Raw genomic sequence first — 22,220 nt, forward strand, 5'->3', positions numbered from 1 at the left:
GCACAACCACCGGAGTCTCCCGGCTGGCTCTCTCCTGGTGAACGTCATAACCCGGTCACGCCTGCACCACCGATGCCTACAACCTGATCGATGATCCAGTCCGCCGGCTGGATTAATAGTCGCCGGTCAACGGCATCGCGTCTTCTCCCCTCGAACTCACGCGGCAATGAACCGGACTTCAGTGGTAACTGGGACGTTCCCGGCCGAGGTGTTGCAGCCGTTTCAGAGCAGTTGCCGTGTCCGCCACCGCCTCGCGAGGCAGGGAGATGCCTTCGGCCAGGGCAGCCCGTACGGCGAGGAAGTCCGCCGGGGTGTTGAGGCACTCGACGGCGCTCATCCGGTCACCGCGGTACCGAAAGGCGATGTGTTGCCCCGGACGCTTGCCCGCGCGGATCACCACATCGTCGTCGGGGCTGGCGAGTCCGGCGATCTGCAGCTTCAGGCGGCCCTGTTCGGACCAGAACCAGGGAGTACTGCGGTACGGCCGGGGATCACCGGTCAGCGTGGCCGCGGCAGCCTTGGCCTGCTCGACGGCGTTGTCGACACTTTCCAGACGGAGGCGTTTCCCCGACGCGCCCGTTGAGGGGTCCGGCAGGTTCGCGCAGTCGCCTATGGCCAAGGTGTACCCGTCGGAGGCGCGAGAGCAGGAGTCTACGACCACTCCCCCCTCACACCGCAGGCCCGCCGCGGAGGCCAGTTCGTCGTCCGGGTGCGCGCCGATGCCGACGAGCACCAAGTCGGCGGGAATGACCGTGCCATCGGCCAGTTCCACCGCAGCGACACCGCCCCGGCCATCGGTGTGCAGGCGTACCGGGCACGCGTGGGTGCGGACCCCGATTCCGGTGGCCTCGTGCGCGGCCTGCACCGCCGCTGCCGTCTGTACGCTGACCACCCGGTTCAGAATCGACGGCGCCATCTCGAGCACCGTGACGCGCACACCGGCGGCAGCCGCGGTGGCAGCCACCTCGAGGCCCACGAATCCGCCACCGATCACGACCAGGTCGTGGGCCGTACCCAGCAGACCGGCCAGGGCCAGAGCGTCGTCGAGGGTTCGTAACACGACCACCCGGTCCAAGTCAGCGCCGCCGATCGGCAGCCGCCGGGGTCGAGCGCCCGTGGCCAGGGCCAGGCGGTCGAAACGCCACCGACGGCCGGAGGCGGATTCGGCCGTACCGGCGCCCGCCCCGGTCAGATCGATGCGTTCGACACGCTCACCGGCCACCAGGTCGACGCATTGCTCGGCGTAGAACGCGCTGCTGCGTAGCCCGATCGAACCGGCGCTCGCCGCACCGCGCAGTAACGCCTTGGACAACGGCGGGCGGGCGTACGGGGCGTGCGCCTCCTGTCCGACCAGGGTGATCGGTCCGTCCCAGCCAAGCGTGCGGACGCTGCTGATCAGTTGGGCGCCGGCCTGGCCGGCGCCGACGACGAGCAGATGTCCGGTGCTCATAGCTGGGTCTTCGGGATGGTGACGCGGATGTGCTGCCCGGCGGTCACGATGAGTTGGCAGGACAGCCGTGAGTTGTCTTCGCGGTCGGTCGCGGCGACGTCGAGCATGTCGTCCTCGTCTTCGCTGATCGGGGCGAAGCCGGCCGCATCATGGTCGTCGACAAAGACGTGGCAGGTGGCGCAGGACAGCGACCCGCCGCACTGGCCGAGGATGCCGCCGATGCCGTTGCGCACGGCGGTGATCATGACCGAGTCGCCCGGGATGGCCCCGATGACCCGTTCGGTGCCATCGGGCTGGATGTAGAGGACTTCAGCATTCACCAGGTCACCGGGAGGCTCGTCATGGGCTGGGTGAGAACCGCGCGGTTGTACTCCGGCTCACCGGCCAGCCGGATCTGCGGGAGGCGTTTGAACAGCTCGGCCAGTCCGACCTGGAGTTCCATGCGGGCCAGGGGGGCGCCGAGGCAGTGGTGCAAGCCGTAGCTGAGCATCAGGTGCGGGTTGTCCTTGCGGGCGATGTCGAAGCGGCCCGGGTCGTCGATGGCGGCCGGGTCGTGGTTGGCCGAGCCTGGGTCAAGGCTGACCGCATCGCCCGCGGCGATGAGCTGGCCTTCGATCTCGACGTCCTCGGTGGCCACGAACGGGACCAGGCCGCCACCGCCGGCCACCGGCTGGCCGACGGCGAAACTGCCGTGGCGCAGGATCTCCTCGGCGGTGGTGGGGGCCAGCCCGTCGGGGTCGGTGAGGAACTGGGCGCGTTGCTCGTCGTTGCGCAGCAGGGCCAGCACACCGGTGGACAGGAACGTCGCTGTGTTGTCGAAGCCGCCGACGATGAGGATGAAGGCGATCGGCAGGATCTCCGCGTCGGTGAGGGTCTCGTCGCGGTCGCGGGCGTGGGCGAGTGCGCTGAGCAGGTCGTCCTGCGGCTGGTTGCGACGGCGGGCGATGAGGTCGGTCATGTAGGCCGACAGGTCGCGCAGGTCGGCGGCGATCTCGGTCTCGCTCTTGCCAGCGACCGCGAGGGTGGAGGCGCTCCACCGCTCGAACTTCTCGCGGTCGGCCGACGGCACGCCCAGCAGGGTGCTCAGCATCTCGATCGGCAGGCTTACCGCGTAGTCGGTCACCAGGTTGCGCGGGCCGCCGCGGGCGGTCATGGCGTCGATCAGCTGGTTGGCGAAGGTGACGGCGGAAGCGCGCATGGCGGCCACGCGTTTCGGGGAGATCGCCTTCTGCACGAGTTTGCGCAGTTTGGTGTGCTGCGGAGGGTCTTCGAACTGCAAGGTGGTGCGCAGGAAGTCCGGGAACGGCACGAAGAACGGCACCGTCCGCTCGCCGGTGCGGAAGGGTCGGCGGATGAATCGGGGATCGGCCAGGACGGCCCGGGCGGCGCTGTTGCGGTGCACCAGCCACACGTCGCCGCCGTACGGCATCGTCATTTTGGTCATGGGCCGGTCGGCGACAAGGCGGGCGGTGTGAGCGACAGCCTCCGGCACCGTCATCGGGCCGAAGGGGTATTCGGGGGTGGCGGTCATCGTGACGCTCCTTGCGGCTGCGCGGGGAAGGCGACGAGGTCGGGACGCGCGTCGGGGGTGAGTGCCATGATCTGGTCGAAGCCGCGGGCCACGGTTTCGATCGTCAGGTCCGGATCGGTGATGCCGGTCGTCGTGACGACCACGGCGCGGTTGACGGTGCCGCCGGCAGCGTTGAACAGTTCGCCGCTGACGGTGCTGGACGGATGCACCAGGTACGCCGCGAGCGGGCTGACCTGTTCGGGCCGCAGTTGGGTGCGCAGATAGTGCATGACTTCGGGGGTGAGTGACGCGGCTGAGCTCTCGGCCATGCGGGTGCCGGCGCCGGGCGCGATGGCGTTGACGGTGATGCCGTGCGGGGCGCCTTCGAGGGCGAGGTTGCGGGTGAGGGCGAATACCGCGCCCTTGGAGCTGCCGTAGTGGGTCATGAGCGGATTGCCGAGCATGGCCGCGGAGACCGTGTTGACGATGCGGCCGGTGCCGGATGTGATCAGGTGTGGCCAGGCGGCGCGGCACACGTACAGCGATCCGAAGAAGTGCACATCGAGGTTGCGCTGGTATTCCTCGATGCGGATCTCGTCGAACCGGCCCGGCCGGACGATACCGGCGTTGTTGATGACGGCGTCGAGCCGGCCGAACTCGTGCACGGCCAGGTCGACGAGCTCGGTGGCTTCGTCCTGGCGGGAGATGTCGGCGCGGCAGGCCACGGCGTGGCCGCCGGCGGCCCGGATCTCGTCGGCGACACCGCCGGCCGGGTCGTCACCGTCGACGCCGTAGCCGTCGACGCGGGCACCGCGATCGGCGACGACGACGGACGCGCCGCGGGAGGCCAGCAGCAGGGCGTGGGCGCGGCCGATGCCACGGCCGGCGCCGGTCACGATCACGACGCGGCCGGCGAAGGACAAGGGGTCCATGGTTGTTTCCCTTCGGCGAGGTTTTCAGGGGCGGCTGTCGCCGCCGGGCACGGTGACCTCGGCCGTCCAGATGGAGCCGGACCGGTTACGGCGGGACTGCTCGAAGTCGAGGACGTCGAGGCCAGCGCAGATGTACAGGGTGCGACGGTCGTCGCCGCCCAGCACGACCGCGGGCGGCAGGGCCCGGGTGACGTCGAAGGGGATGACGTCGGTGACCGTTCCGCCTTCGACGATGCGGGCGACGGCGGGTACCGAGGGCATGCCGGTCCAGACGCCGCCTTCGGTGTCGAGGCAGATGCCGTCGGGCAGCGAGGTGGTCTCGGCGAAGACGCGACGGTTGCTGAGCCGGCCTTTGTCGTCGCGGTCGACGACGGTGATGCGGTTGGCGAACGCCTCGGCGGTCAGCAGCCGGCAACCGTCGCCGGTGATCGCGATGCCGTTGGCGCCCGCGAAGCCACCGAGATCGTCGAGAGCCGCCGCGCCGCCGTTCGGCTCGACGACCAGCAGCGCCGAATCGCGGGGCTGTTCGCCGGCGAACAGCTCGAAGCCGAGCTGCGTGACGTAGGCGCGGCCGTCGGCGTCGACGACCATGTCGTTGATCGGGCCGGTGGCCAGTGCGGTCAGGTCGGCGTGGACGGTGACCCGCTCGCCGTCGAAGGCGAGCACGAGCCGTTCGTGCATCGAGGTGACGATCAGGCGTCCGTCGGGCAGCCAGCCGAACCCGCCGGGCACGACCTCCGCCCCGCGATCGGACAGGTCGAGCACGATCTCCGCGGCGCCGGCCTGGTCGAGCCGCGTGATGCGGTGGTTGTACATGTCGCTGAACCAGAACGCGCCGTCGTGCCAGCGCGGACACTCGGTCCAGGTGTAGCCGCCGGACAGGCGACGTGCTTCGATCTCACGGGCGTCGGCGAACGGGCCTGCGACGATGCCGGTCATGCGTCCTCCTTCAGGTGCAGCGGGTGGGTGAACTTGGCTCGCAGCAGCGCGCCGGTCTCAGCCAGGGCGAGCCGGCCGCGGGCGAGATATCCGGCTTGCAGCACGAACCCGTGGTGAACGCCGGGACAGCGGGTGATGGTCGTCTGCACGCGCGCGTCACGCAGCCGGGTGGCGTAGCGCTCGCCCCAGTCGCGGATCGGGTCGCATTCGGCGGTCACCACAATCGCCGGTGGCAGGCCGGTCAGATCGGCGGCGTACGCCGGGATCCGGTACGGGCTACTGGGGTGCCCCAGACCGGCGTCGGCCAGCTCGTTGAGGTAGCGGACGTCGTCGCCCGACAGGATCGGCGCATCCGCGTAGGCGGTCATCGACGCAGCGGCCAGGTCCCGGTCGAGACCGGGGTAGATCAGCACCTGGCAGCCGATGGCCGGGCCGCCGCGATCGCGGGCGGCCAGTGCGACGGCGGCGGCGAGGGTGCCGCCGGCGCTGTCCCCGGCCACGGCAAGACGGTTCGGGTCGGCGCCCAGCTCGATGGCGTGCTCGGCCACCCAGCGGGTGGCTGCCCACGCGTCGTCGAACTGGGCCGGCGGCGGGTGTTCGGGGGCGAGCCGGTAGCCGACCGACACGACGACGGCGCCGCTGTCGTGAGCGAGGCAGCGGGCGACGGGCTCGAACGAGTCGATCGAGCCCATGCACATCCCACCGCCGTGCAGGTAGACGACGGCCGGCAGCCCGTCGCCGGGCACCGGCCGGTACACGCGGACCGGGATGTCGCCGTGCGGACCGGTCACGATGCGGTCCTCGATGCGGTCCACGGCGGGTAGGCCAGGAGGACGGGGTGCACCCTCGAGGGCCTGCCGCACGGCGTGAATCCCTCGTTCGCGCATGGACGGCATGTCGGCCACCGCCGCGGCGATGGCGGCGGCGTCCGGATCCAGCAGTGGTGCGGTCATGGCGGCTCCCGCTCAGTCGGTGACGGCGAACTCGCCGGTGAGCAGCTGCGGCGTCCGACGGTGCAGCAGGGTGTCGGCCCGGCCGGCCATCACGCCGCGGACGAAGCCCTGCGAGGTCAGGTAGAACTCGCCGTCGGCGGCCTGGTCGAAGAAGACCCGGGCCGCGTCCAGCGGGTCCATGGCGGTGGCCTTGATGCGCAGCATCGCGGCCCGGTGCTCCTCGGCCGCCGTCGTGTCACCCTGCTCGACGCCTCCGGCGGTCTCGAAGATGCTGGAGGCGACCGCGCCCGGAAGGACGGCCTGCACGTGGACGTGGCCGGCGTGCCCGGCCAGCTCGACCTCCTGGTGCAGGCATTCGGTGAGGGCCAAGACCGCGTGCTTGCTCATGATGTACGGGGCCTGGAGCGGGCTGGCGCTGACAGCGCCGACCGACGACAGGTTCCAGATCCAGGACTGTCCCGGCTCGGCCAGCATGGCAGGAACGAAGGCGCGGATGCCGTGGAAGACGCCGCTGATGTTGATCGCGAGCAGCCTTTCCCAGTTCGCCTCGGGGGTGTCCCACAGGTAACCGAACTGCTCGACCCCGGCGTTGTTGACCAGCAGCCGGACCGGGCCCGCCTCACCGAGGGTGCGTTCGGCGAGACGACGTACCGCCTTGGAGTCGCGCACGTCACAACGGATGTCGAGTGCCTTCGCGCCGCCGGCCTCCAGCTCTGCACGCAATGCGGCGACGGCGCCGGTGTCCACGTCGGCCAGCACGACGGTCATGCCCAGATGCAGGCCCGCGTACCGGGCCAGGCCGGCGCCGATACCCGCACCGGCTCCGGTGATCACCGCGACGCCGCCGCCGAACAGTTCCTTCGCCGTGCTCATCGGGTGGTCCCTTCCCTTTCGGCGACGATCTCCCGGATCGCCCGCACGACCGGCGCGAACGTGCGCTCGGGCTCCAGGACGGCCGGGGTGTCCATGTTGTTGTGGCAGATGGCGACGGCGATCCGGTCTCGCAGGTCGGCCCAGGCCAGCGAGCCACCGGCGCCGGGGCTGTAGACGATGTCGCGGTGGTCGCCGACCAGCGGGTCGGAGGCGTTGGGCTCGCCGCCGAGCCAGTAGCCGGCCGCGCCGAACCAGACCGGGATGGTCAGCACCCGGTCGGGGTCATGCGCGCCGTCCCGCGGCCGGGTGAGCCCGGCGACGCGGTCACGCGACAACAGGCGTACGCCGTCGAGTTCGCCGCCCTCGGCCAGCACCGCGAAGATCCGGGCGACCGATCCGGCGGTGGCGATGGCGCCCGCGCCGGGGTCGACCGCCTGCTGCACCACCTTCTGGTTGTGCACGTCCGAGCCGGGGAAGACGGCGGCGGGGCTGATGCCGTGCTCGTCGACGATGGCGAACTCGTTGCCGCCGGACAGTTTCGCCACCCGTGGCAGGTCGGCGTCGGGCACGCCGAGGTGGAAGTCGGTGACGCCGAGCGGCCCGGTGATCTCCTCGGCCACGAAGCGCTCGAAGGGGCGCCGGGCCGGGTCCGTGCGGCGGACGACCTCGCCGAGGATCCAGCCCCACACCAGTACGTGGTAGGCGTTGGCGGTGCCCGGCTCGAACAGCGGGATGGAATCGGCGATCTGCTCGGTCATCCACGCCCAGTCGGCCATTAGCTCCGGGGTGACACCGTCGGGCATCTGCGGGATGCCGGCGCGGTGCGAGAGGGCCTGTTCGACGGTGACGGTGTCCTTGCCGTGGCGGGCGAACTCCCGCCAGTACCGGGCGATCGGCGCCCGCAGGTCGAGCCGGCCGCGCTCGGCTTGCAGGTGCACGGCGAGGGCGGTGACGCCTTTGGTGACCGAGAAGATGGGGAACAGCGTGCGCTCGTCGGCGTCACCGGCCACGGCGTCGACGATGAGCTCGCCGCGGTGGTACGCCGCCACGCCGATCCCGGTCTCACCCAGTTCGAGGGATCGTTTCAGGGCGGCCCGGATCCGCGGGTCGTCCGGCCGGGCGCTCACGTGGTCACCCGCCGGTCGGCCAGCAGCCAGCGGCCGTCGGGGGTACGCCGCAGCTCGTCGGCGTAGGACCCGATGACCGTGATCGGCGCCGGGGTGCCCGGCGAGACGAGCTGGAAGTAGCTGTGTGCGGTGGCTGCTTCGCCGTCGCCGTCGAGGTAGACCTCGACGTTGGTGACGACGTGCCGGTTGCCCGAGGCGGGACCGGCGTAGCCCAGCTCGCGCATCCGGCCCAGACCGGCGACCACGTCGCCGCGGCCGTGCCAGGTTGCCTCGGCCATCCGCCAGACGATGTCCTCGGCCAGATCGGCGCCCAGCTCGGTCAGCTCGCCGACGTCGGCCAGGCGGGCGAACCGATGCAGGAGATTGGTGATGTGCGCGGTGTCGCCGGCGTCGGTGGCCGGGGGCGCCGTCCGTGCTGGAGCGTTGTCCATGGCTGACGATGATTGGCGATCCGGCTCGACGCCGGACCCGCTCATTCCAGTGAGCGGAAATTCCGGTGGCCGGACTCCGCCGGGTCGGCGACCGTCGAGCCGCACACCTAGTGTTGGAGGTTTCAGTGACAGCACAGTCCGGCAGCACCGACCTGTCGATCACCGTCGAGGACGGGGTCGCGGTGCTGGAGATGCGCCGGCCGCCGGCCAACTACTTCGACGAGCTGTTGATCGGGCGGATCGTCGACGGCGCGCGGAACCTGGACGACGATCCGGCCTGCAGGGTGATCGTGCTGGCCTCGCAAGGTCGGCATTTCTGCGCCGGCGCGGACTTCTCCGGCGGCGACTTCGCGGAGGATCGGGTGGGAGCGGCCGGCCGCTTGTACCGGCGCGCGGTCCAGCTGTTCGAGGGGCGGACACCGATCGTGGCGGCCGTGCAGGGCTCGGCGGTCGGCGGCGGGCTCGGCCTGGCTTGCGCCGCGGACTTCAGGGTGGCGGATCGCGACAGCCGGTTCGTGGCCAACTTCGCGGCGCTCGGCTTCCACCAGGGCTTCGGCCTGAGCGTGACGCTGCCCGAGGTGGTGGGCCGGCGGGCGGCGGCGGACATGCTGTTGACCGCCCGGCGGGTCGGCGGTGAGGAGGCGCTGCGGCTCGGGCTGGCCGACCGGCTCGCCGAGCCGGGCCAGGTGCGGGCGGCGGCGGTGGAACTCGCCCAGCAGATCGCCGCGAACGCGCCGCTGGCGGTCCGGTCGATCCGGGCGACGCTGCGCGCGGACCTGGCGCCGAGGGTCCGCCAGGCACTGGATCACGAGCTCGCCGAGCAGGAGGTGTTGTGGGCGACGCGCGACAGCGGCGAGGGCATCGCCGCGAGTCTGGAGCGCCGCCCACCGGTGTTTCGCGGGCGGTGAGTGGCTAGGTGAAGTGGTAGTCCCGCGGCTCGGGGGCGCGCAGCATCGTCCAGTAGTCGACCAGACGCCACGGACAGGTCACCCAGGCCCGGCCGGAGGAGTTGCGGTAGTAGCCGTTGGCGGTGCCGGCGTGTTGCCACACGGTCTCGTCCAAGGCTTCGTCGACACGCCGGTTGTAGTCGTCGGTGGCGGCGGTCGTCGGCTCCATCGCCGTGTAGCCGTTCTCGACGAGGTGTTGCAGGCTCTCGACGATGTAGTGAACGTGCTCCTCGCTGGTGATGTTGTGGCCGCCGCCGTGGTTGGGGGCGGCGTTGGGCCCGGCGGTGACGAACAGGTTCGGGAAGCCGGGAACGGTGATGCCCAGATAGGCGCGCGGGTCCTGGCCGGCCCAGGCGTCGGCCAGTTTCACGCCGTCGCGGCCGGTGATGTCGAGGAACCCGAGGTATTCCAGTTTGAAGCCGGTAGCCCAGATGATGACGTCGGCCTCGAGGAACTCGCCGTCCGTGGTGACGAAGCCGTCCGGGCGGATCTCGGCGAACGAGGCGCGGTGCACCGAGACGTGGTCGCGCTGGATCGCGTCGAGGAAGCCGGGGTCCTTCACGATGCGCTTGGCGAACGGCGGGAAGTCCGGGGTCAGCTTCTCCTTCAGGTCGGGCCGGCCGGCGAGGGCCCTGTCGAGGTAGGACAGGCAGAACTGCATGACCGCGTCGTTGGCCGGGGAGGCGGAGACGTGGGTGGCGTACCAGTCCGGGTCGATGCGGGCGACCGGCCAGCCCTTGTCGGCAGCCCACCAGTAGGACTTCAGACGGAACCACTGGTGGAAGTACGGGATGTTGGTCAGCGCCCATTTCATGCCGTCGGGCACCTCGGCGAACACGTTGCGCTCGGGGATGAGCCAGTGCGGCTGGCGCAGCACCACGTGCAGGGCGTTGACCTGGTCGGCGATGCTCGCCACGACCTGCACGCTGGTGCATCCGGTGCCGAGCACGACGACACGTTTGCCGCGCAGGTCGACGTCGGGCCGCCACTGTGCGGTGTGCATGATCTCGCCGCGGAAGGTGTCGGCGCCCTTGATCTCCGGGATGGAGGCGGCGTTCAGCACGCCGGTGGCGGTGACGACCGCGTTGGCCCGATGGGTGCGTACGGTGCCGTCGGCGGCCCGTACGGTGATGTCCCATTCCTGCCGTTGCTCGTCCCAGGCGCAGCCGAGCACCTTGGTGGAGAAGGCTAGGTGTGGCAGCAGTCCGTATTTGCCGGCGACGCCGCGCAGGTAGTCGAGGTACTCCGGGCCGGTCGGGTAGTACTTGCTCCAGGAGGGGTTCAGCTCGAACGAGTACGAGTAGAAGTGACTGGGGGTGTCGACGGCCGCGCCGGGATAGATGTTGCGTGACCAGGTGCCGCCGAGCTCGTCGCGCTCCTCGAACACCTGATAACGGAAGCCGGCCTCGCCCAGTTTGATGGCGGCGTTGAGCCCGATCATGCCGGCGCCGATGATGGCGACGGTGAAGTCTTCCGGTGGGCGGCGGGTGACCGGTACGACCCGTCGGGCCGGTTCGAAGCCGGCCTGCTCGCGCAGGTGGGCGACGAACTCCGCGTCGACCGTGTCGTTGACGCAGATCTCGGCCAGACGCCGGAACAGCTCGTCGTCGGGTGCCGTGATGCGGGGTACGAGCTCTTCGCCGAGCATGCGGCGGGCCCGGTCGCGAACCTCGGCGGCCACCGGGTCGGGATAGGCGCCGAGCGCGGACTCGTACGCCGCCAGCTTGCCGGCGAACTCGTCGATGAGCCCGGTGTCGCCGGTCAGCTGCACCAGGGCGGCCAGCAGCGCGCCGGGGTCGGCGACGTCGATCGCCGCCACCAGGTCGGCCCGGTCGATCCCGGCGACCGGCGCGACGACGTACGTGGGCTGGTCGTGGTTGATGACGGTCATCAGAGTTACCGCTTTCGCAAGGGGGCTCAGGCTGAAACAGCCGCGCCGGCCAATGGCAGAAGGGGGTACGGCGGGCGGCGGGTCACGCCGGCTGCGGCGTACCAGATGTCGCGCGCCGTTCGCCGGACCGCTCGCACGGCGTTTTCGACCGGGACGGCGGCGGACGGTCCGCACAGCGAGAGCGCCACGCGCAGGCCGCCCTCGGCCGGGCCGACGGAAGCGGCGACCGCCGTGACGCCGGCTGAGCAGGAGCCGAGGTCGACGGCGACGCCGCCGCGGTCGCGGACAACCCGCAGGTTGTGTTCAAGGTCGGCCCGATCGCGGACGCCACCGGGGGTGGCCGATCGTGGAAAGGACAGGGCGGGCCAATCGGCGTGGTCGAGTTGGGCCAGCAGGGCCCGGCCGGCCGCCGAGTGCACGGCGGGCTGCCGAGCGCCAAGACCCCAGCTGTCCTCGGCCGGCGGCTGCGTCCCGACACACTCCAGATGCAGCACATCGGCCGAGACCAGCGCGCTGAGGTGGACGGTCAGTCCGGTCGAGCGGTGCAGCGCGTGCAGGTAGGGCAATGCGGCCTGGTGGATGCCGTCGCGGCGCACCACCTGGGCGCCCAGCTCGAACATGCGCAGGCCAAGGTGGTACTCGAAACCGTGCCGCTCGACCCAGCCGAGCTCGACCAGACGCTGCAGGATGCGATGCGCCGAGGATGGCGGTAATTGGGACCGGCGGGAGATCTGGGCAAGGGTGAGCGATTGGTGACCGTCGAAGGTCTCGAGCAACGATGCCACTCTGTCGATCATGGCGGTTCGTGGCTCGTGGGCTGCGGCTGTGGCCATCAGCACCTCCCGAGCATAAGCAAAGGGCTGTCGCAGAATCTGCCAACCTGTCAGAATCTGACAGGTGTTAGCTTAGTCTCACGCGTCGACGGCTGTAAACGCTTTGTTTCGAACCAATGGCGTTTTCGCTGATCACGACTCTGATCCAAGGGAGTGCCGAGTGCCGAGGGGTGACCGCCCTACCCTGACCGAACGGCGCGCGGAGGAACTCCGCAACGACATCGCCCACAAGGCCTTCGAGATCTTCATCGCCGACGGCAACACCTCGGCCACGGTCGAGCGCATCGCCGAGGCCGCCGGGGTCTCCCCGCGAACCTTCCACCGGCACTTCCCCGTCAAGGAAGACGTCGTCCGCCCATTGTTCCGGGCCAGCTCCGACGCGGTGATCGCCGCCCTGGCAGAAGCTCCCGACGACGGCGACCCGATCGAGGAACTGGTGGCCGCCTGGACCTCGGCGCTGGTAGGAGGTCAGCTCAGGCCCCTCGACCGCCGCTTCCTGACAATGATGGTGACCACACCGGAATACCACCTGCGGTGGCTGGAGGCCGACGACGAACTGTGCGACGCCGTCGCCCGCTTCCTGCACCGGCACACGCCACCAGGCGCGCACCCTCTACAGCGCAAACTGCCGGCCTACCTGGTGGTGCAGGCGACCCGGTACGTCTTCGAGCACTGGATCGTCTCGGGCTCCGACGAGGACATCGCCGAACTGCTGCGCGACGCCTTACGGATGGTGCTGGCCGGCGCCGGCGTGGGCTGAGAACGCTCAGCCGAGATCGAACCCGTGCTCGGCGAGGATCCTCGCCGTGTCCGCGCCCAGCGCCGCCGGCGCCCGCGCCGGGCGCGCCCCGGAGCGGCTCAGCTTGATCGGCACCCCGACTCCCCGGTACGCGCCGTCGGCGACCACCATCTGCCGGTGCCGTACCTGCGCCGCGCTCAATGCGGCGCCCACATCGTTCACCGGTCCGGCCGGCACGCCGCGGGCCAGCAGAGCGGCTCCCAGTTCGTCGGCGTCGCGAAGCAGGAACAGCGGCTCGATCAGCTCCAGAAGGGCAGTGCGATTGACGACCCGGTCCCGGTTACGCGCGAAGCGCGGATCACCGGCCACGTGCGGGTGGCCCAGCACGTCCACGAGCCCGGCGAACTGCGCGTCACTGGCCGCCGCGACGAACAGCAACTGCTCGCCCTCGCAGCGGAAGACCTGGTAGGGAGCAACGGTGGGGTGGGCGGCCCCCGTACGCACCGGAATCGCCCCTGACGCCAGGTAGGCCGCCGAGTGGGGATGCAGCAGCGAGACCACCGCGTCGGACAAGGTAATGTCGACCAGCTGCCCCCGGCCGCTGGTCGCACGCTCCATCAGCGCGAGCAGCACGCCGGCGAACGCCTGGTGCGCGGCGGTGATGTCCACGATCGGCACGCCCACACGCAACGGGTCACCGTCCGGCTCCCCGTTGACACTCATCAGCCCGCCGTACGCCTGCAACACCGCGTCATAACCGGGCCGCCCGCCCATCGGGCCGTCCACGCCGTACCCGCTGATCCGGCAATAGACCAGGCGCGGAAAGTCGCCAGCCAGCCGCGATTCGTACTCCAAACCCCACCGGCGCATCGTGCCGGCCTTGAAGTTCTCCACGACGACGTCAGCGCGGGCGATCATCGCGTACAGCGTCTCCCGGTCCTTCTCGAGGCGCAGGTCGAGCACGACGTTGGCCTTGTTGCGGTTGAGTCCTTGGTAGTAGGCGCTGGTCGTCTCGGCCTCGTCGACGAACGGCGGTCCCCACCGGCGGGTCTCGTCACCGGACGGCGCCTCCACCTTGACCACCTCGGCGCCGTGGTCGGCGAGCATCTGCGCGCACAGCGGGCCGGCGAGCACCCGGCTCAGATCCAGCACGCGTAGACCAGGCAGCGCTCCCCCGGTCATCGTGTCACCGTCGGCCACCAGCCGCCGCCGAGCGCGATCGCGGCGAGCCGGTCCTGCCAGTAGGCCTCGTTGCCGAACTCCTCGCGCCACGACCACAGCCGGCGGGTCGCCGAGCCCAGCGGATGTTCCGTCGAGTATCCGAGAGCGCCGTGCAGTTGGTGACCGATCGACGTGACGGCCTGCGCGCCGGCCGAGGCGGTCGCTTTGGCCGCCGCCACCGCCGTCTCCTGTTCCCCTCCCAACACGGCCGCGTCAGCGGCGACCCTGATCGATGTCACCTGACCGGCGAGCGCCGCCAGCTGCTGTTGCACAGCCTGGAACCGGGCCAGAGGGCGTCCGAACTGGACCCGTTCGCCGACGTGACGGCGGGTCGACTCGAGAACGGCACCGGCCGCTCCGGCCAGTTGCACCGAGCGCAACAGCGCCCCACGCCGGCGCAGATCTGCACTGGAGATCTCCGTATCGGCCACGGCCGTGACCGGCACGTCCTTGAACGTCACGACGTCGCGCGGCTCCCCGGCCAGGTTCTCGGCCCTCGCCAGTTCGCCACCCGCCACCGAAACCACGGCGACCCTCAGCGCCGCATCGCTGCGGGCGAGCGTGACGACATGGTCCGCGTGCCGTCCCCATGGGACCCGGCACCGCCCGGACAACCGGCCGGATCCGAGTCTGGCCTCGTCAAGCGAAACGGCGACCAGCCCGGCCGGCACAGGTAGGCCCACCTGTGCCAGCAACCAGCCGGCCAGACCGGCCGACTCGGCCAGCGGCACTGCTGCACCATGATGGGCGGCCGCCCGCACCACGACGGCGAGTTCGGCCAAGGATCCGCCGCTGCCGCCGATCTCCTCCGGGACACCCAGCAGGGCAAAGCCGGTATCGCCCAGCGTGCGCCACAACGCACGGTTGTCGTCACCGTGATCGCTCAGGATCGCGTCGACCGCGTCCCGGATGTCGCTCAGTTCGTCGCTCACCGCACCCCCAGCCCTCGGGCCACCACTGACCTCAGCACCTCGCTGGCGCCTCCCCGCAGGGTGAATGCCGGCGAGTGCAGGACACCCTCGGCCAGCAGGCCCGCCAGTCCGCCGGCGCCGCGGCGCGGCTCCACCTGGGCCAAACGCCGGACCGTCTCCACGACCTCCCCCTCGAAGCTCGAGCCCAGATCCTTGACCAGCGCCGCGGGCACGTCGGGAGACCGCCCCCGAGCAAGTTCGGCGGCGACGGCCAGGGAGAGCTGCCGCAGCGCCCACGCCTGCGCCGTCAACCGGCCGATCTCGCGAGTGGTGACCGGGTCGGCCCCCGCGTCGCGAGTTTCGGCGACCCAGGCGGCCAACAGCGGGGCGGTGCTCAGGAAACGCTCCGGACCCGACCGCTCGTCGGCCAGCTCGGCCATCACCTGCGACCAGCCGGCGCCACGCTCGCCCAGCAGCGCTCCCCCGGGGATCACGGCCCGGTCGAACACGACCTCGTTGAAGTGGTGCTCCCCGTCGATCGTGACGATCGGCCGCACCTGGATGCCGGGGTGCGGTAGATCGACGACGAACTGCGACAGCCCGGTGTGCCGGTCCTCCGGGGTCCCGTCCGTACGGGCGAGAACCACCATCGCGTGGGCGAAGTGCGCCCCGGTCGTCCAAAGCTTGGTTCCGGTCAACTCCCAGCCGTCGGCGACCTCCCTCGCCCGGGTCCGGACTGCCGCGAGATCGGAGCCCGCGTCCGGCTCGCTCATCCCGATAGCGAAGAAGCACTCGCCGCGAGCGATGCCCGGCAGGTAGCGCAGGCGCTGCTCCTCGGTGCCGTGGCGCAGGATCGACGGGGCCATCTGCCGGTCCGCGATCCAGTGCGCGGCCACCGGCGCCCCGGCCGCGAGCAACTCCTCGACGACCACGAACCGTTCCAGCGGAGACCGATCGTGCCCGCCGTAGCGTCTGGGCAGCGTCATACCCAGCCAGCCTCGGTCACCCAACCGGCGACTGAACGCCGGATCGGGCGAGGACATCCAGGCATCGCAGCGCGGCTCGAACGCTTCGGTCGCGCGTTCCTTGGCGAGGAACTCGCGCACCTCTGTGCGTAGCTGTTGCTCCGCCTCGCCGAGCCGGTGCGCCGAAATGTCGATCACCTTTGGCTGCCCTTCAGGAGGTGACGCTACCGCCGTTGAGGTTGAGGATCTGCCCGGTCAGCCATCCGGCCTCCTCGGAGGCGAGGTAGACGACCGCAGGACCGACGTCCTCGGGCGTGCCGAGCCGGCGCACCGGGATCTTCGCGGCGAACATCTCGGTAGCCGCACCGGCGGCGTTGGTTTGCAGACCGAGCGCAAGCGTGTTGGCCGTGACCCCGAACGGCGCGAACTCCTGCGACAGGTGCCGGATGAAGCCCTCGACGCCGCTCTTGGCCGCCCCGTAGAGCGAGATTCCCTGATCCGACCCCGTACGCGCGGCGCCCGACGAGATCTGCACGATGCGTCCCCAGCCGCCCCGGCACATGCCGTCGGCGACCGCCGAGACGCAGTTCATCGCCCCGAACAGGTTGATCTCCACGGGCCCTCGCCACCGGCTCGGGTCCAGCTCGCGAAACGGCGCCTGACCGAAGTCGGCGGGGATACCCGCGTTGTGCACGAGGATGTCGACGTGCCGGCCGAGCTCGCCGGCCACTCGCCCGGTGGCGGCGCGCACAGCGTCGAGATCGGTGACGTCGAACGGCACGGCCATCGCGACCCCGCCCGAGGCGGTGATTTCCTTGCTCACCGTCTCCGCGCGCTCGGGCACAAGGTCGTTGACGGCCACGGCCGCACCTTGCGCCGCGAGCGCCCGGGCGATGCCCGCACCGGCGTTCTGCCCGGCTCCGGTGACCAACGCCGTATGACCTGAAAGATCGAACACAAGTCCTCCTGTTGTCCGCGCTCACGCGCCTTCGAGCAGTTCCATCGCGTGCCCTTCCGGATCCAGGACGACCGCGACGCGCATGCCGCTGCCCGGCACTGTTTTCGGCTCAACCCGTACCGATCCGCCGGCCGCCATCGCCGCGCGTACGACCGCGTCCACGTCCAGCACCCGGAACCCGAGCACCGCCTCGCCGGTCCGTAGCTCGGTGCCGTCGCGGTAGCTCAGGAGGGCCAGCGGCGGGCCACCCGACGGGCCGGTGAGGAAGACTTGGTCGTACGCATCGGCGGGCATCCGGGGCCCCGGCTTCATGCCAAGCACCGTCTCGTAGAAGGCGCACTGGCGGTCCAGATCGTCGACGACGACCTTGACGAAGGCGATCATGGCTCCTCCTGGCGAACCCGGCCGGCAAGGCGAGGGGCCAGTACAGCGTTTCCATGGCCGCCGAGTGGCCGAACATTCCACTCAGCGGCAGGTCTCCCCGCCATGGCCCAGAACGTCACAACCGAGGCCGACGATGAGCCGTGCCATCGGCCGAGCACAGCGGAACCCATATCGACAGGACTGCGGCACGAACAGCGCCGATCGCGGCGAGGACACAGCATCGGCGAGCCGATCCGGTCGCCTCACGCAGGCCGAACGCCGCTTCGACCGAATGGCGGACGGCGGGATCATCGATGTCGACAGTGAGCGCGACGGCGGCAGGAACAGTCCCGGTCGCCTTGTCGCCAGGCCGAGCAGTTCGGTGAGCGCCCCCGGTCCCGGTCCGCGCCGTCATGCGCTTCACCCGCGGCGACAACGGCGCCCATCTCTTCCGGCAGCGGCTTTTGACCGCATGGACCAGCGCCGCCTGGAAGGGAAAGCATCGCAGCAGTGTGGCCTTGGACCAGCCGGCCGCGTCGGCCACTGCCAGGAAACGAAGAGCGGCTCGAAGCCGTGCCGGACACACACTGCGGCCGCGACGTCGACGGGGTACGGCTCAGCCATCCACCGCCCCAGCGGCGTGCCGGGCGCCGACCTAGCCGACACAGGCAGGACCAATAGGCCGTCGTCGTGGCGACCCACCACCGTAGCCGGCCTTTAGGCGCTTCGCCCTTCAGTGGCGCACGAGTCGCGCCACGCTCCGGTCATGTATGCAACAAGCGCGGATTGGGTTTCCTGAAAGCTGTTCATAACGGTTGAGGTCACACACAACGGGCATCCTAGGAACCTAACCTGAATCCCATCCGTCAAGTGGTAGTACTCCGGTGGAGACTTCGGGCCAATGCGCGTGACTAAAAGCTGCTCACCGATGCCGCTTGCCGTTGACGGCCACCGAGCAGTGGTTCCAACGACCGCCACCTGAACCCACACTGTCATTGAGGGGTTCATTCCCAAAACTGTCCGTGCGCAGGTGCGGATGACCGTTGCGGCGCCGGCCGGCCCTCGTTGTCGACACCAGTCCGTTACCCCCGCAGGGAGCGATCCCCTGTCGCTCGTGCACGTGCCTTGGCCGACTTCTCGGCGAGCTGCAGCATGTACGCCCGCCTGGCATGCCCCGCCATGACCGCCCGAACCTCGGGGTCCAGCACGCCCTGCGGATCGACCTGCCTCTCGAAACGGGCCAGGAACGACGACGTCGCCGCCGCCGTACGGCCCTGCCGATCGGCGGTATTCGCCCACGACACCAACGCCGCGATCCGCGCTCGGCGCGACCGCTGCCTCGCGCTCAGCCCCATCCCCTACTCCCCCGCATCAGACTCGCTCACCGATCCGCAACCGCGCGTGGGTCAGCTGCGCTCGCTCAGCCGCAGCCGACGCCCCGTAACGGCGCGGCATGTCATCCGACGCCCAGCCGAGCACCAGCATCAGGTCACCGGTGTCACCGCCGGCGAGCTTCCACTCATGCGCGAAGTTGTGCCGCCAGCGGTGCGCATGCACATTCGCCACCCCGGCCAGCTCGCCTCGTCGGCGCAGCATGATCTTGACGCCGTTGCTCGACAGCGGCACCTCGCCGCGAGCGGGCAGCCACACCGCGGGTAGATGGGCGGCTTTACGCCTGGCGCGGGCCCGCAGGAACTTGCTCAGCGCCCGGCCCGTCTTCGGGCCGAACCGGACCCGGCGGTCCTTCATACCCTTGCCGTGGAACAACAGACTGTCGTTATCCAGGTCCACGTCGTCAAGCTCCAGCCCAGCAACTTCCGACAGCCGCGCACCGGTGTTGTACAAGACCCGGATGATCGCCTCATCCCGCAACGACAGATAGTCGTTGCCCTTGCACGTCGCCAGGATCTTCGCGGTGTCCTCGTCGCCGAGCACCGGAATCAGAGTCTGCGCCGTCTTCGGTTGCTTCACCCGCGCCAGCGGGGAACGCTCCAGATCCTCTTCCTCGACCAGCCATCGGAAGAACTGCTGTAGCCCCTTGTGCTTGTTCAACGCCGTCGAGGCCGACCGGGTCCTCACCATCCAGGCTTGGAACTCCTCGACGTGACCGCGCTCGACCTCGGTCGGATCCTCCGCCGCCGCCTGCGCCTGCAATCCGTCGGCGTTGTCGCGCAGGAACCGGCCGAACTGCGCTCCGGCGAGCAGGTAGTTGTAGCGGGTCGTCTCCGGGTAATTCCCTCCACGTAGGGTGCGATCCCAGTCCCGCAGATAGTCAAACCATACGGGCGCCAGATCACGACAAAGCCTCCTCAGATCCAGCACGGTCGCCCTCCGTAGGATCACAGGGTCTGCCGGCTCGGCGGACCAATCGCGTGCGCGACTCGTCGTCGCCACCCCATCGTCGGCCGCGAAATGCTCGACCGGAAGTTGTCTTCAGTAGTCTCCGGTAGTCCCGTTGCAACCCATGCCCCGTCGTGCTCGCCCGCTCGGCAACGAGTACCCCGATCGGGGAATCCTGCGGCTATGCAACACAGTCCGACGAGATACAACAGGCAACGTCAAGCGACCCACGACCCAGCGCCAAGTTTCCGCATCACCCGCCAGAGTGGTCCCGGCCAAGCGCCTTTAGCATCAGCACGCAGCATCATGGACATATACAACGAAAATCTGTAGCAAACGGAGCACCCCGCCATGCCACCCACAACAATCGACAACCCACACGACGAACTCCTCACCATGGAGGAAGTCGCTGGAATCCTCAAGGTTCCCGTCGGAACCATGCGCAAATGGCGCAACGAAGGCAGCGGGCCACCGGGTTTCCGGGTAGGGAAATATGTGCGCTATCGCCGCACCGCCGTCGACCGATACATCAGCGAGCGCGAATCACAAGAATATAGGTAAACACAAACTGCGTCGATGCTCACAGACGATCGGTCGCCCTTCTTGTGCCTTTCCAATTAGGCTCGACGCGGGAACTTCGGGCGGCGGCGAACCAATAACCTGCCGGATTGTCGCAACCGGCTGGCCCGTTGGAGCTCAGCTCGGCAGCCAGTTGATCTCCTTCAACCGTGCCATCGACGCCGGCTGCAACCTCAAGGCCAGTAGCGAGCCCCTGCGCGTCGGATGGACCACCTCGATCCACTCTCGACCACCGAACTCCGTGAAGCATCGCTGCAGTGTGCGCAGATAACGCAACGAGAAGCCGGCAATGTACGGCGTATCTCCTCCCCGGACGTCATTGGCCATGAAGGCGGACCTGGGACGGGTCGACGCCGCGATCGATGAAGTAGGTGAAGGCGGCTCGCGCCGCCCGGTGCAGAGGGCTCGTCGGCGGCCACCGGTCCGCGAGGTGCCTCAACGCCACGCGGTCGTCGACTGCTCTGTCCTCGAGGACGAGCCGCTCCACCTGTATGGCACCACTGTCGATGGCTTCGATGAGGCCTTGCCGGTAGTAGTAGGGCAGCCATCGGTCCATTCCTTCGAACTCGGGCAGCATCGCCTGCCGTTCGGCTCTGCCGGCTTCCGGATCGACCTGTATGGCGTGCAGGCGAGCCACTGCAGTCGACAGGTCGTCGCCACGGCGCCACAGCAACGTCAGATCCAGATCCTCGTCGTCACAGTTGTCGAACGTGATCTGGACACCGCGCTTGCGGCCCACCAGCGCTTGCCGGAACACCCGACGGGGGTCGTAGCCGTAACTCAGGCCGGTGAGCAATTCAGACTTCCACCGCGCGTCTTGGCGGTCAAACTCGACGTCCAGGTCGACATCGCCGGGCTGCAACGCGCCTCTCGCGACCGAGCCGAAGATATAGACCTCCCGGACCAAGCTCAGAGGCCACTCGGCTTGCCCCTCGACCAGCCGCGCCAACACGTCCCGAGTCAGGAAGAGCGCTCGATCGCGCTCCATCGCCACCTCCGGTGTCATCGGCTGACGCAGCCTCGTCGGTGCGGATGGACCCCTTGACTACATGAAAGCGCTCGCACGGGTCATCCGGCGGCACGAACGCCGCTCGTTTATCCTCCGACTGCCGGTGCTCGATCGGTAGTTGTCTCCGGTTGTCTCTGGTAGTCCCCCTCCCCCGCCACTCCCCCGGGCCGGCTACGGCACGACCACCGCAGCCGGTCCACGAACACCTCAGATGCGCTCGCCGATGCCCATCTGCACCTGGAGCTCCTGCGCCCGCTCGGCCGCAGCGCTGGCCCCATAGCGGCGGGGCATGTCCTCCGACGCCCACCCGAGCAGCAGCATCAGATCGCCGGTGTTGCCGCCGGCCCGGTGCCACTCGTGGGCGAAGTTGTGCCGCCACCGGTGCGCGTGCGTATTCGCCACACCGGCGGCTTTCCCGCGGCGTTTGAGCATCAGCTTGATCCCGTTCGGCGACAGCGGCTTGCCGCCTTTCTCGGCCATCCACAACTGCGGCACCCCCTCGGCGCCGACTCGTTTCGCCCGGGCCCGCAGATACCGCGCCAGCGCTCGCGAGGTCTTCGGCCCGAACCGCACCCGGCGGTCCTTTGCGCCCTTGCCGTGCAGGTGCACCGACTCGGTGTTCATGTCCAGATCGGTCAGTAGTAGATTCCCGATCTCCGAGAGCCGGGCACCGGTGTTGTAGTACAGGCGGATCAGCGCCTCATCCCGCAACGACATGAACGACTTGCCTTTGGTGCCATCGAGCAGTTTCTTCGTGTCGTTGTCACCCATGATCGGAACAAGTTTCTGCGGGGTCTGCGGCTGCTTCACCCGTTCCATCGGTGACCGGTCGATTTCCTCTTCCTCGAGGAGGTACTTGAAGAACTGCTGCAGCGACTTGTGCTTGTTCAAAGCGGTCGACGCCGACCGGGTCTCGATCATCCACGCCTGGAACGCTTCGATGTGCGCCTTCGTCACCACGGTCGGGGTCTTGCCCAGCCTCGTCGGCGTCCGGATCGGGTGATTCCGCGGCGAGATACTTCGCCAATTGCGCGGCGGCCAGAAGGTAGTTGTAGCGGGTCGTTTCGGGCCGGTTCGCGGACCGCAGGGCGCGGTCCCAGTCGCGGAGGAAGCCGGCCCAGTCGCCCTTCTCCAGGCCTTCGCAGAGTTGGTCGAGCTTCAGTAGGGGCATGTCTCGTCACCTGCCGAGTCAAGGGGTCTACAAGCGGCGTGCTCGACCCGGCTGACGTCGACCAGACACGAAAAAGGG

Annotated in this window: 24 protein-coding genes; 3 read left to right on the forward strand and 21 right to left on the reverse strand. The window is 69.4% G+C overall.

Features of this window, described 5'->3' with window-relative positions:
• Nucleotides 1-178: 178 nt before the first annotated feature.
• Genes AB0C26_RS39335 through AB0C26_RS39375 form a run of 9 tightly spaced genes read right to left on the reverse strand, consistent with a single transcriptional unit; the run spans nt 179 to nt 8,215 of the window.
• On the reverse strand, nt 179-1,450 hold the full coding sequence (locus AB0C26_RS39335) for an FAD-dependent oxidoreductase (RefSeq protein WP_360258371.1): 1,272 nt from the start codon (nt 1,448-1,450) through the stop codon (nt 179-181).
• Entirely contained in the window at nt 1,447-1,770 is a 324-nt protein-coding gene (locus AB0C26_RS39340) for a 2Fe-2S iron-sulfur cluster-binding protein (RefSeq protein WP_360258373.1), read from the reverse strand. Before AB0C26_RS39340 ends, AB0C26_RS39335 begins: the two co-directional genes overlap by 4 nt.
• Complete coding sequence (locus AB0C26_RS39345) at nt 1,767-2,981, reverse strand: cytochrome P450 (protein ID WP_360258375.1); 1,215 nt, start codon at nt 2,979-2,981, stop codon at nt 1,767-1,769. The genes AB0C26_RS39340 and AB0C26_RS39345 overlap by 4 nt, the downstream gene beginning before the upstream one ends.
• A complete protein-coding gene (locus tag AB0C26_RS39350; protein WP_360258377.1) occupies nt 2,978-3,892 on the reverse strand; it encodes an SDR family NAD(P)-dependent oxidoreductase in 915 nt (304 codons plus the stop codon). Before AB0C26_RS39350 ends, AB0C26_RS39345 begins: the two co-directional genes overlap by 4 nt.
• Nucleotides 3,893-3,916: 24 nt before the next feature.
• Entirely contained in the window at nt 3,917-4,831 is a 915-nt protein-coding gene (locus tag AB0C26_RS39355; RefSeq protein WP_360258379.1) for an SMP-30/gluconolactonase/LRE family protein, read from the reverse strand.
• Entirely contained in the window at nt 4,828-5,784 is a 957-nt protein-coding gene (locus AB0C26_RS39360; RefSeq protein WP_360258382.1) for an alpha/beta hydrolase, read from the reverse strand. Before AB0C26_RS39360 ends, AB0C26_RS39355 begins: the two co-directional genes overlap by 4 nt.
• A 12-nt stretch (nt 5,785-5,796) precedes the next feature.
• Nucleotides 5,797-6,657 carry an SDR family NAD(P)-dependent oxidoreductase gene (locus tag AB0C26_RS39365; protein WP_360258384.1) on the reverse strand — a complete coding sequence of 287 codons (861 nt, stop codon included), beginning with the start codon at nt 6,655-6,657 and terminating at the stop codon, nt 5,797-5,799.
• Complete coding sequence (locus tag AB0C26_RS39370) at nt 6,654-7,784, reverse strand: serine hydrolase domain-containing protein (RefSeq protein ID WP_360258387.1); 1,131 nt, start codon at nt 7,782-7,784, stop codon at nt 6,654-6,656. The genes AB0C26_RS39365 and AB0C26_RS39370 overlap by 4 nt, the downstream gene beginning before the upstream one ends.
• The gene (locus tag AB0C26_RS39375) at nt 7,781-8,215 is read right to left on the reverse strand and encodes a nuclear transport factor 2 family protein (RefSeq protein ID WP_360258390.1); all 435 of its coding nucleotides are present in this window, start codon (nt 8,213-8,215) and stop codon (nt 7,781-7,783) included. Before AB0C26_RS39375 ends, AB0C26_RS39370 begins: the two co-directional genes overlap by 4 nt.
• A 125-nt stretch (nt 8,216-8,340) precedes the next feature.
• On the opposite strand from AB0C26_RS39375, the gene AB0C26_RS39380 reads away from it, so the two are divergent.
• Nucleotides 8,341-9,123: an enoyl-CoA hydratase/isomerase family protein gene (locus AB0C26_RS39380; RefSeq protein WP_360258392.1), complete on the forward strand. Its 783-nt coding sequence runs from the start codon at nt 8,341-8,343 to the stop codon at nt 9,121-9,123.
• A gap of 4 nt (nt 9,124-9,127) precedes the next feature.
• On the opposite strand, the gene AB0C26_RS39385 is transcribed toward AB0C26_RS39380, so the two are convergent.
• Nucleotides 9,128-11,053, reverse strand: a complete 1,926-nt coding sequence (locus tag AB0C26_RS39385; RefSeq protein WP_360258394.1) for an NAD(P)/FAD-dependent oxidoreductase — start codon at nt 11,051-11,053, stop codon at nt 9,128-9,130.
• 26 nt (nt 11,054-11,079) lie between these two features.
• Nucleotides 11,080-11,838: an IclR family transcriptional regulator gene (locus AB0C26_RS39390; RefSeq protein WP_360258396.1), complete on the reverse strand. Its 759-nt coding sequence runs from the start codon at nt 11,836-11,838 to the stop codon at nt 11,080-11,082.
• Between the two features lie 208 nt (nt 11,839-12,046).
• Here AB0C26_RS39390 and AB0C26_RS39395 point away from each other — a divergent pair, with 208 nt between their 5' ends.
• A complete protein-coding gene (locus AB0C26_RS39395; protein ID WP_360258398.1) occupies nt 12,047-12,646 on the forward strand; it encodes a TetR/AcrR family transcriptional regulator in 600 nt (199 codons plus the stop codon).
• Between the two features lie 6 nt (nt 12,647-12,652).
• Here AB0C26_RS39395 and AB0C26_RS39400 read toward each other — a convergent pair whose 3' ends face one another.
• The 7 genes from AB0C26_RS39400 to AB0C26_RS39430 all read right to left on the reverse strand — a co-directional run bounded on the left by AB0C26_RS39400 (nt 12,653) and on the right by AB0C26_RS39430 (nt 19,365).
• Nucleotides 12,653-13,807 carry a CoA transferase gene (locus tag AB0C26_RS39400; RefSeq protein WP_360258400.1) on the reverse strand — a complete coding sequence of 385 codons (1,155 nt, stop codon included), beginning with the start codon at nt 13,805-13,807 and terminating at the stop codon, nt 12,653-12,655.
• On the reverse strand, nt 13,804-14,778 hold the full coding sequence (locus tag AB0C26_RS39405) for an acyl-CoA dehydrogenase family protein (protein WP_360258403.1): 975 nt from the start codon (nt 14,776-14,778) through the stop codon (nt 13,804-13,806). Before AB0C26_RS39405 ends, AB0C26_RS39400 begins: the two co-directional genes overlap by 4 nt.
• A complete protein-coding gene (locus tag AB0C26_RS39410) occupies nt 14,775-15,920 on the reverse strand; it encodes an acyl-CoA dehydrogenase family protein (RefSeq protein ID WP_360258405.1) in 1,146 nt (381 codons plus the stop codon). The genes AB0C26_RS39405 and AB0C26_RS39410 overlap by 4 nt, the downstream gene beginning before the upstream one ends.
• Before the next feature lie 13 nt (nt 15,921-15,933).
• Nucleotides 15,934-16,680: an SDR family NAD(P)-dependent oxidoreductase gene (locus tag AB0C26_RS39415; protein ID WP_360258407.1), complete on the reverse strand. Its 747-nt coding sequence runs from the start codon at nt 16,678-16,680 to the stop codon at nt 15,934-15,936.
• A gap of 21 nt (nt 16,681-16,701) precedes the next feature.
• Nucleotides 16,702-17,064 (reverse strand): VOC family protein, encoded by a 363-nt coding sequence (locus AB0C26_RS39420; protein WP_360258409.1) that lies wholly within the window; start codon nt 17,062-17,064, stop codon nt 16,702-16,704.
• Nucleotides 17,065-18,125: 1,061 nt separating this feature from the next.
• On the reverse strand, nt 18,126-18,347 hold the full coding sequence (locus tag AB0C26_RS39425) for a hypothetical protein (RefSeq protein WP_360258412.1): 222 nt from the start codon (nt 18,345-18,347) through the stop codon (nt 18,126-18,128).
• A gap of 67 nt (nt 18,348-18,414) precedes the next feature.
• On the reverse strand, nt 18,415-19,365 hold the full coding sequence (locus tag AB0C26_RS39430) for a tyrosine-type recombinase/integrase (RefSeq protein WP_360258415.1): 951 nt from the start codon (nt 19,363-19,365) through the stop codon (nt 18,415-18,417).
• A gap of 414 nt (nt 19,366-19,779) precedes the next feature.
• On the opposite strand from AB0C26_RS39430, the gene AB0C26_RS39435 reads away from it, so the two are divergent.
• A complete protein-coding gene (locus AB0C26_RS39435; RefSeq protein WP_360258417.1) occupies nt 19,780-19,944 on the forward strand; it encodes a helix-turn-helix domain-containing protein in 165 nt (54 codons plus the stop codon).
• 135 nt (nt 19,945-20,079) lie between these two features.
• Here the strand turns inward: AB0C26_RS39435 and AB0C26_RS39440 are convergent, their stop codons facing one another.
• The 3 genes from AB0C26_RS39440 to AB0C26_RS39450 all read right to left on the reverse strand — a co-directional run bounded on the left by AB0C26_RS39440 (nt 20,080) and on the right by AB0C26_RS39450 (nt 21,931).
• The gene (locus AB0C26_RS39440) at nt 20,080-20,289 is read right to left on the reverse strand and encodes a hypothetical protein (RefSeq protein WP_360258419.1); all 210 of its coding nucleotides are present in this window, start codon (nt 20,287-20,289) and stop codon (nt 20,080-20,082) included.
• Complete coding sequence (locus AB0C26_RS39445; RefSeq protein ID WP_360258421.1) at nt 20,279-20,968, reverse strand: hypothetical protein; 690 nt, start codon at nt 20,966-20,968, stop codon at nt 20,279-20,281. The genes AB0C26_RS39440 and AB0C26_RS39445 overlap by 11 nt, the downstream gene beginning before the upstream one ends.
• A 210-nt stretch (nt 20,969-21,178) precedes the next feature.
• Nucleotides 21,179-21,931, reverse strand: coding sequence for a tyrosine-type recombinase/integrase (locus AB0C26_RS39450; RefSeq protein WP_360258423.1), 753 nt, complete (start codon nt 21,929-21,931; stop codon nt 21,179-21,181).
• Nucleotides 21,932-22,220: the final 289 nt, after the last annotated feature.

The sequence above is a fragment of the Actinoplanes sp. NPDC048796 genome (genome assembly GCF_040650035.1).
In the GTDB taxonomy this organism is placed as follows: domain Bacteria; phylum Actinomycetota; class Actinomycetes; order Mycobacteriales; family Micromonosporaceae; genus Actinoplanes.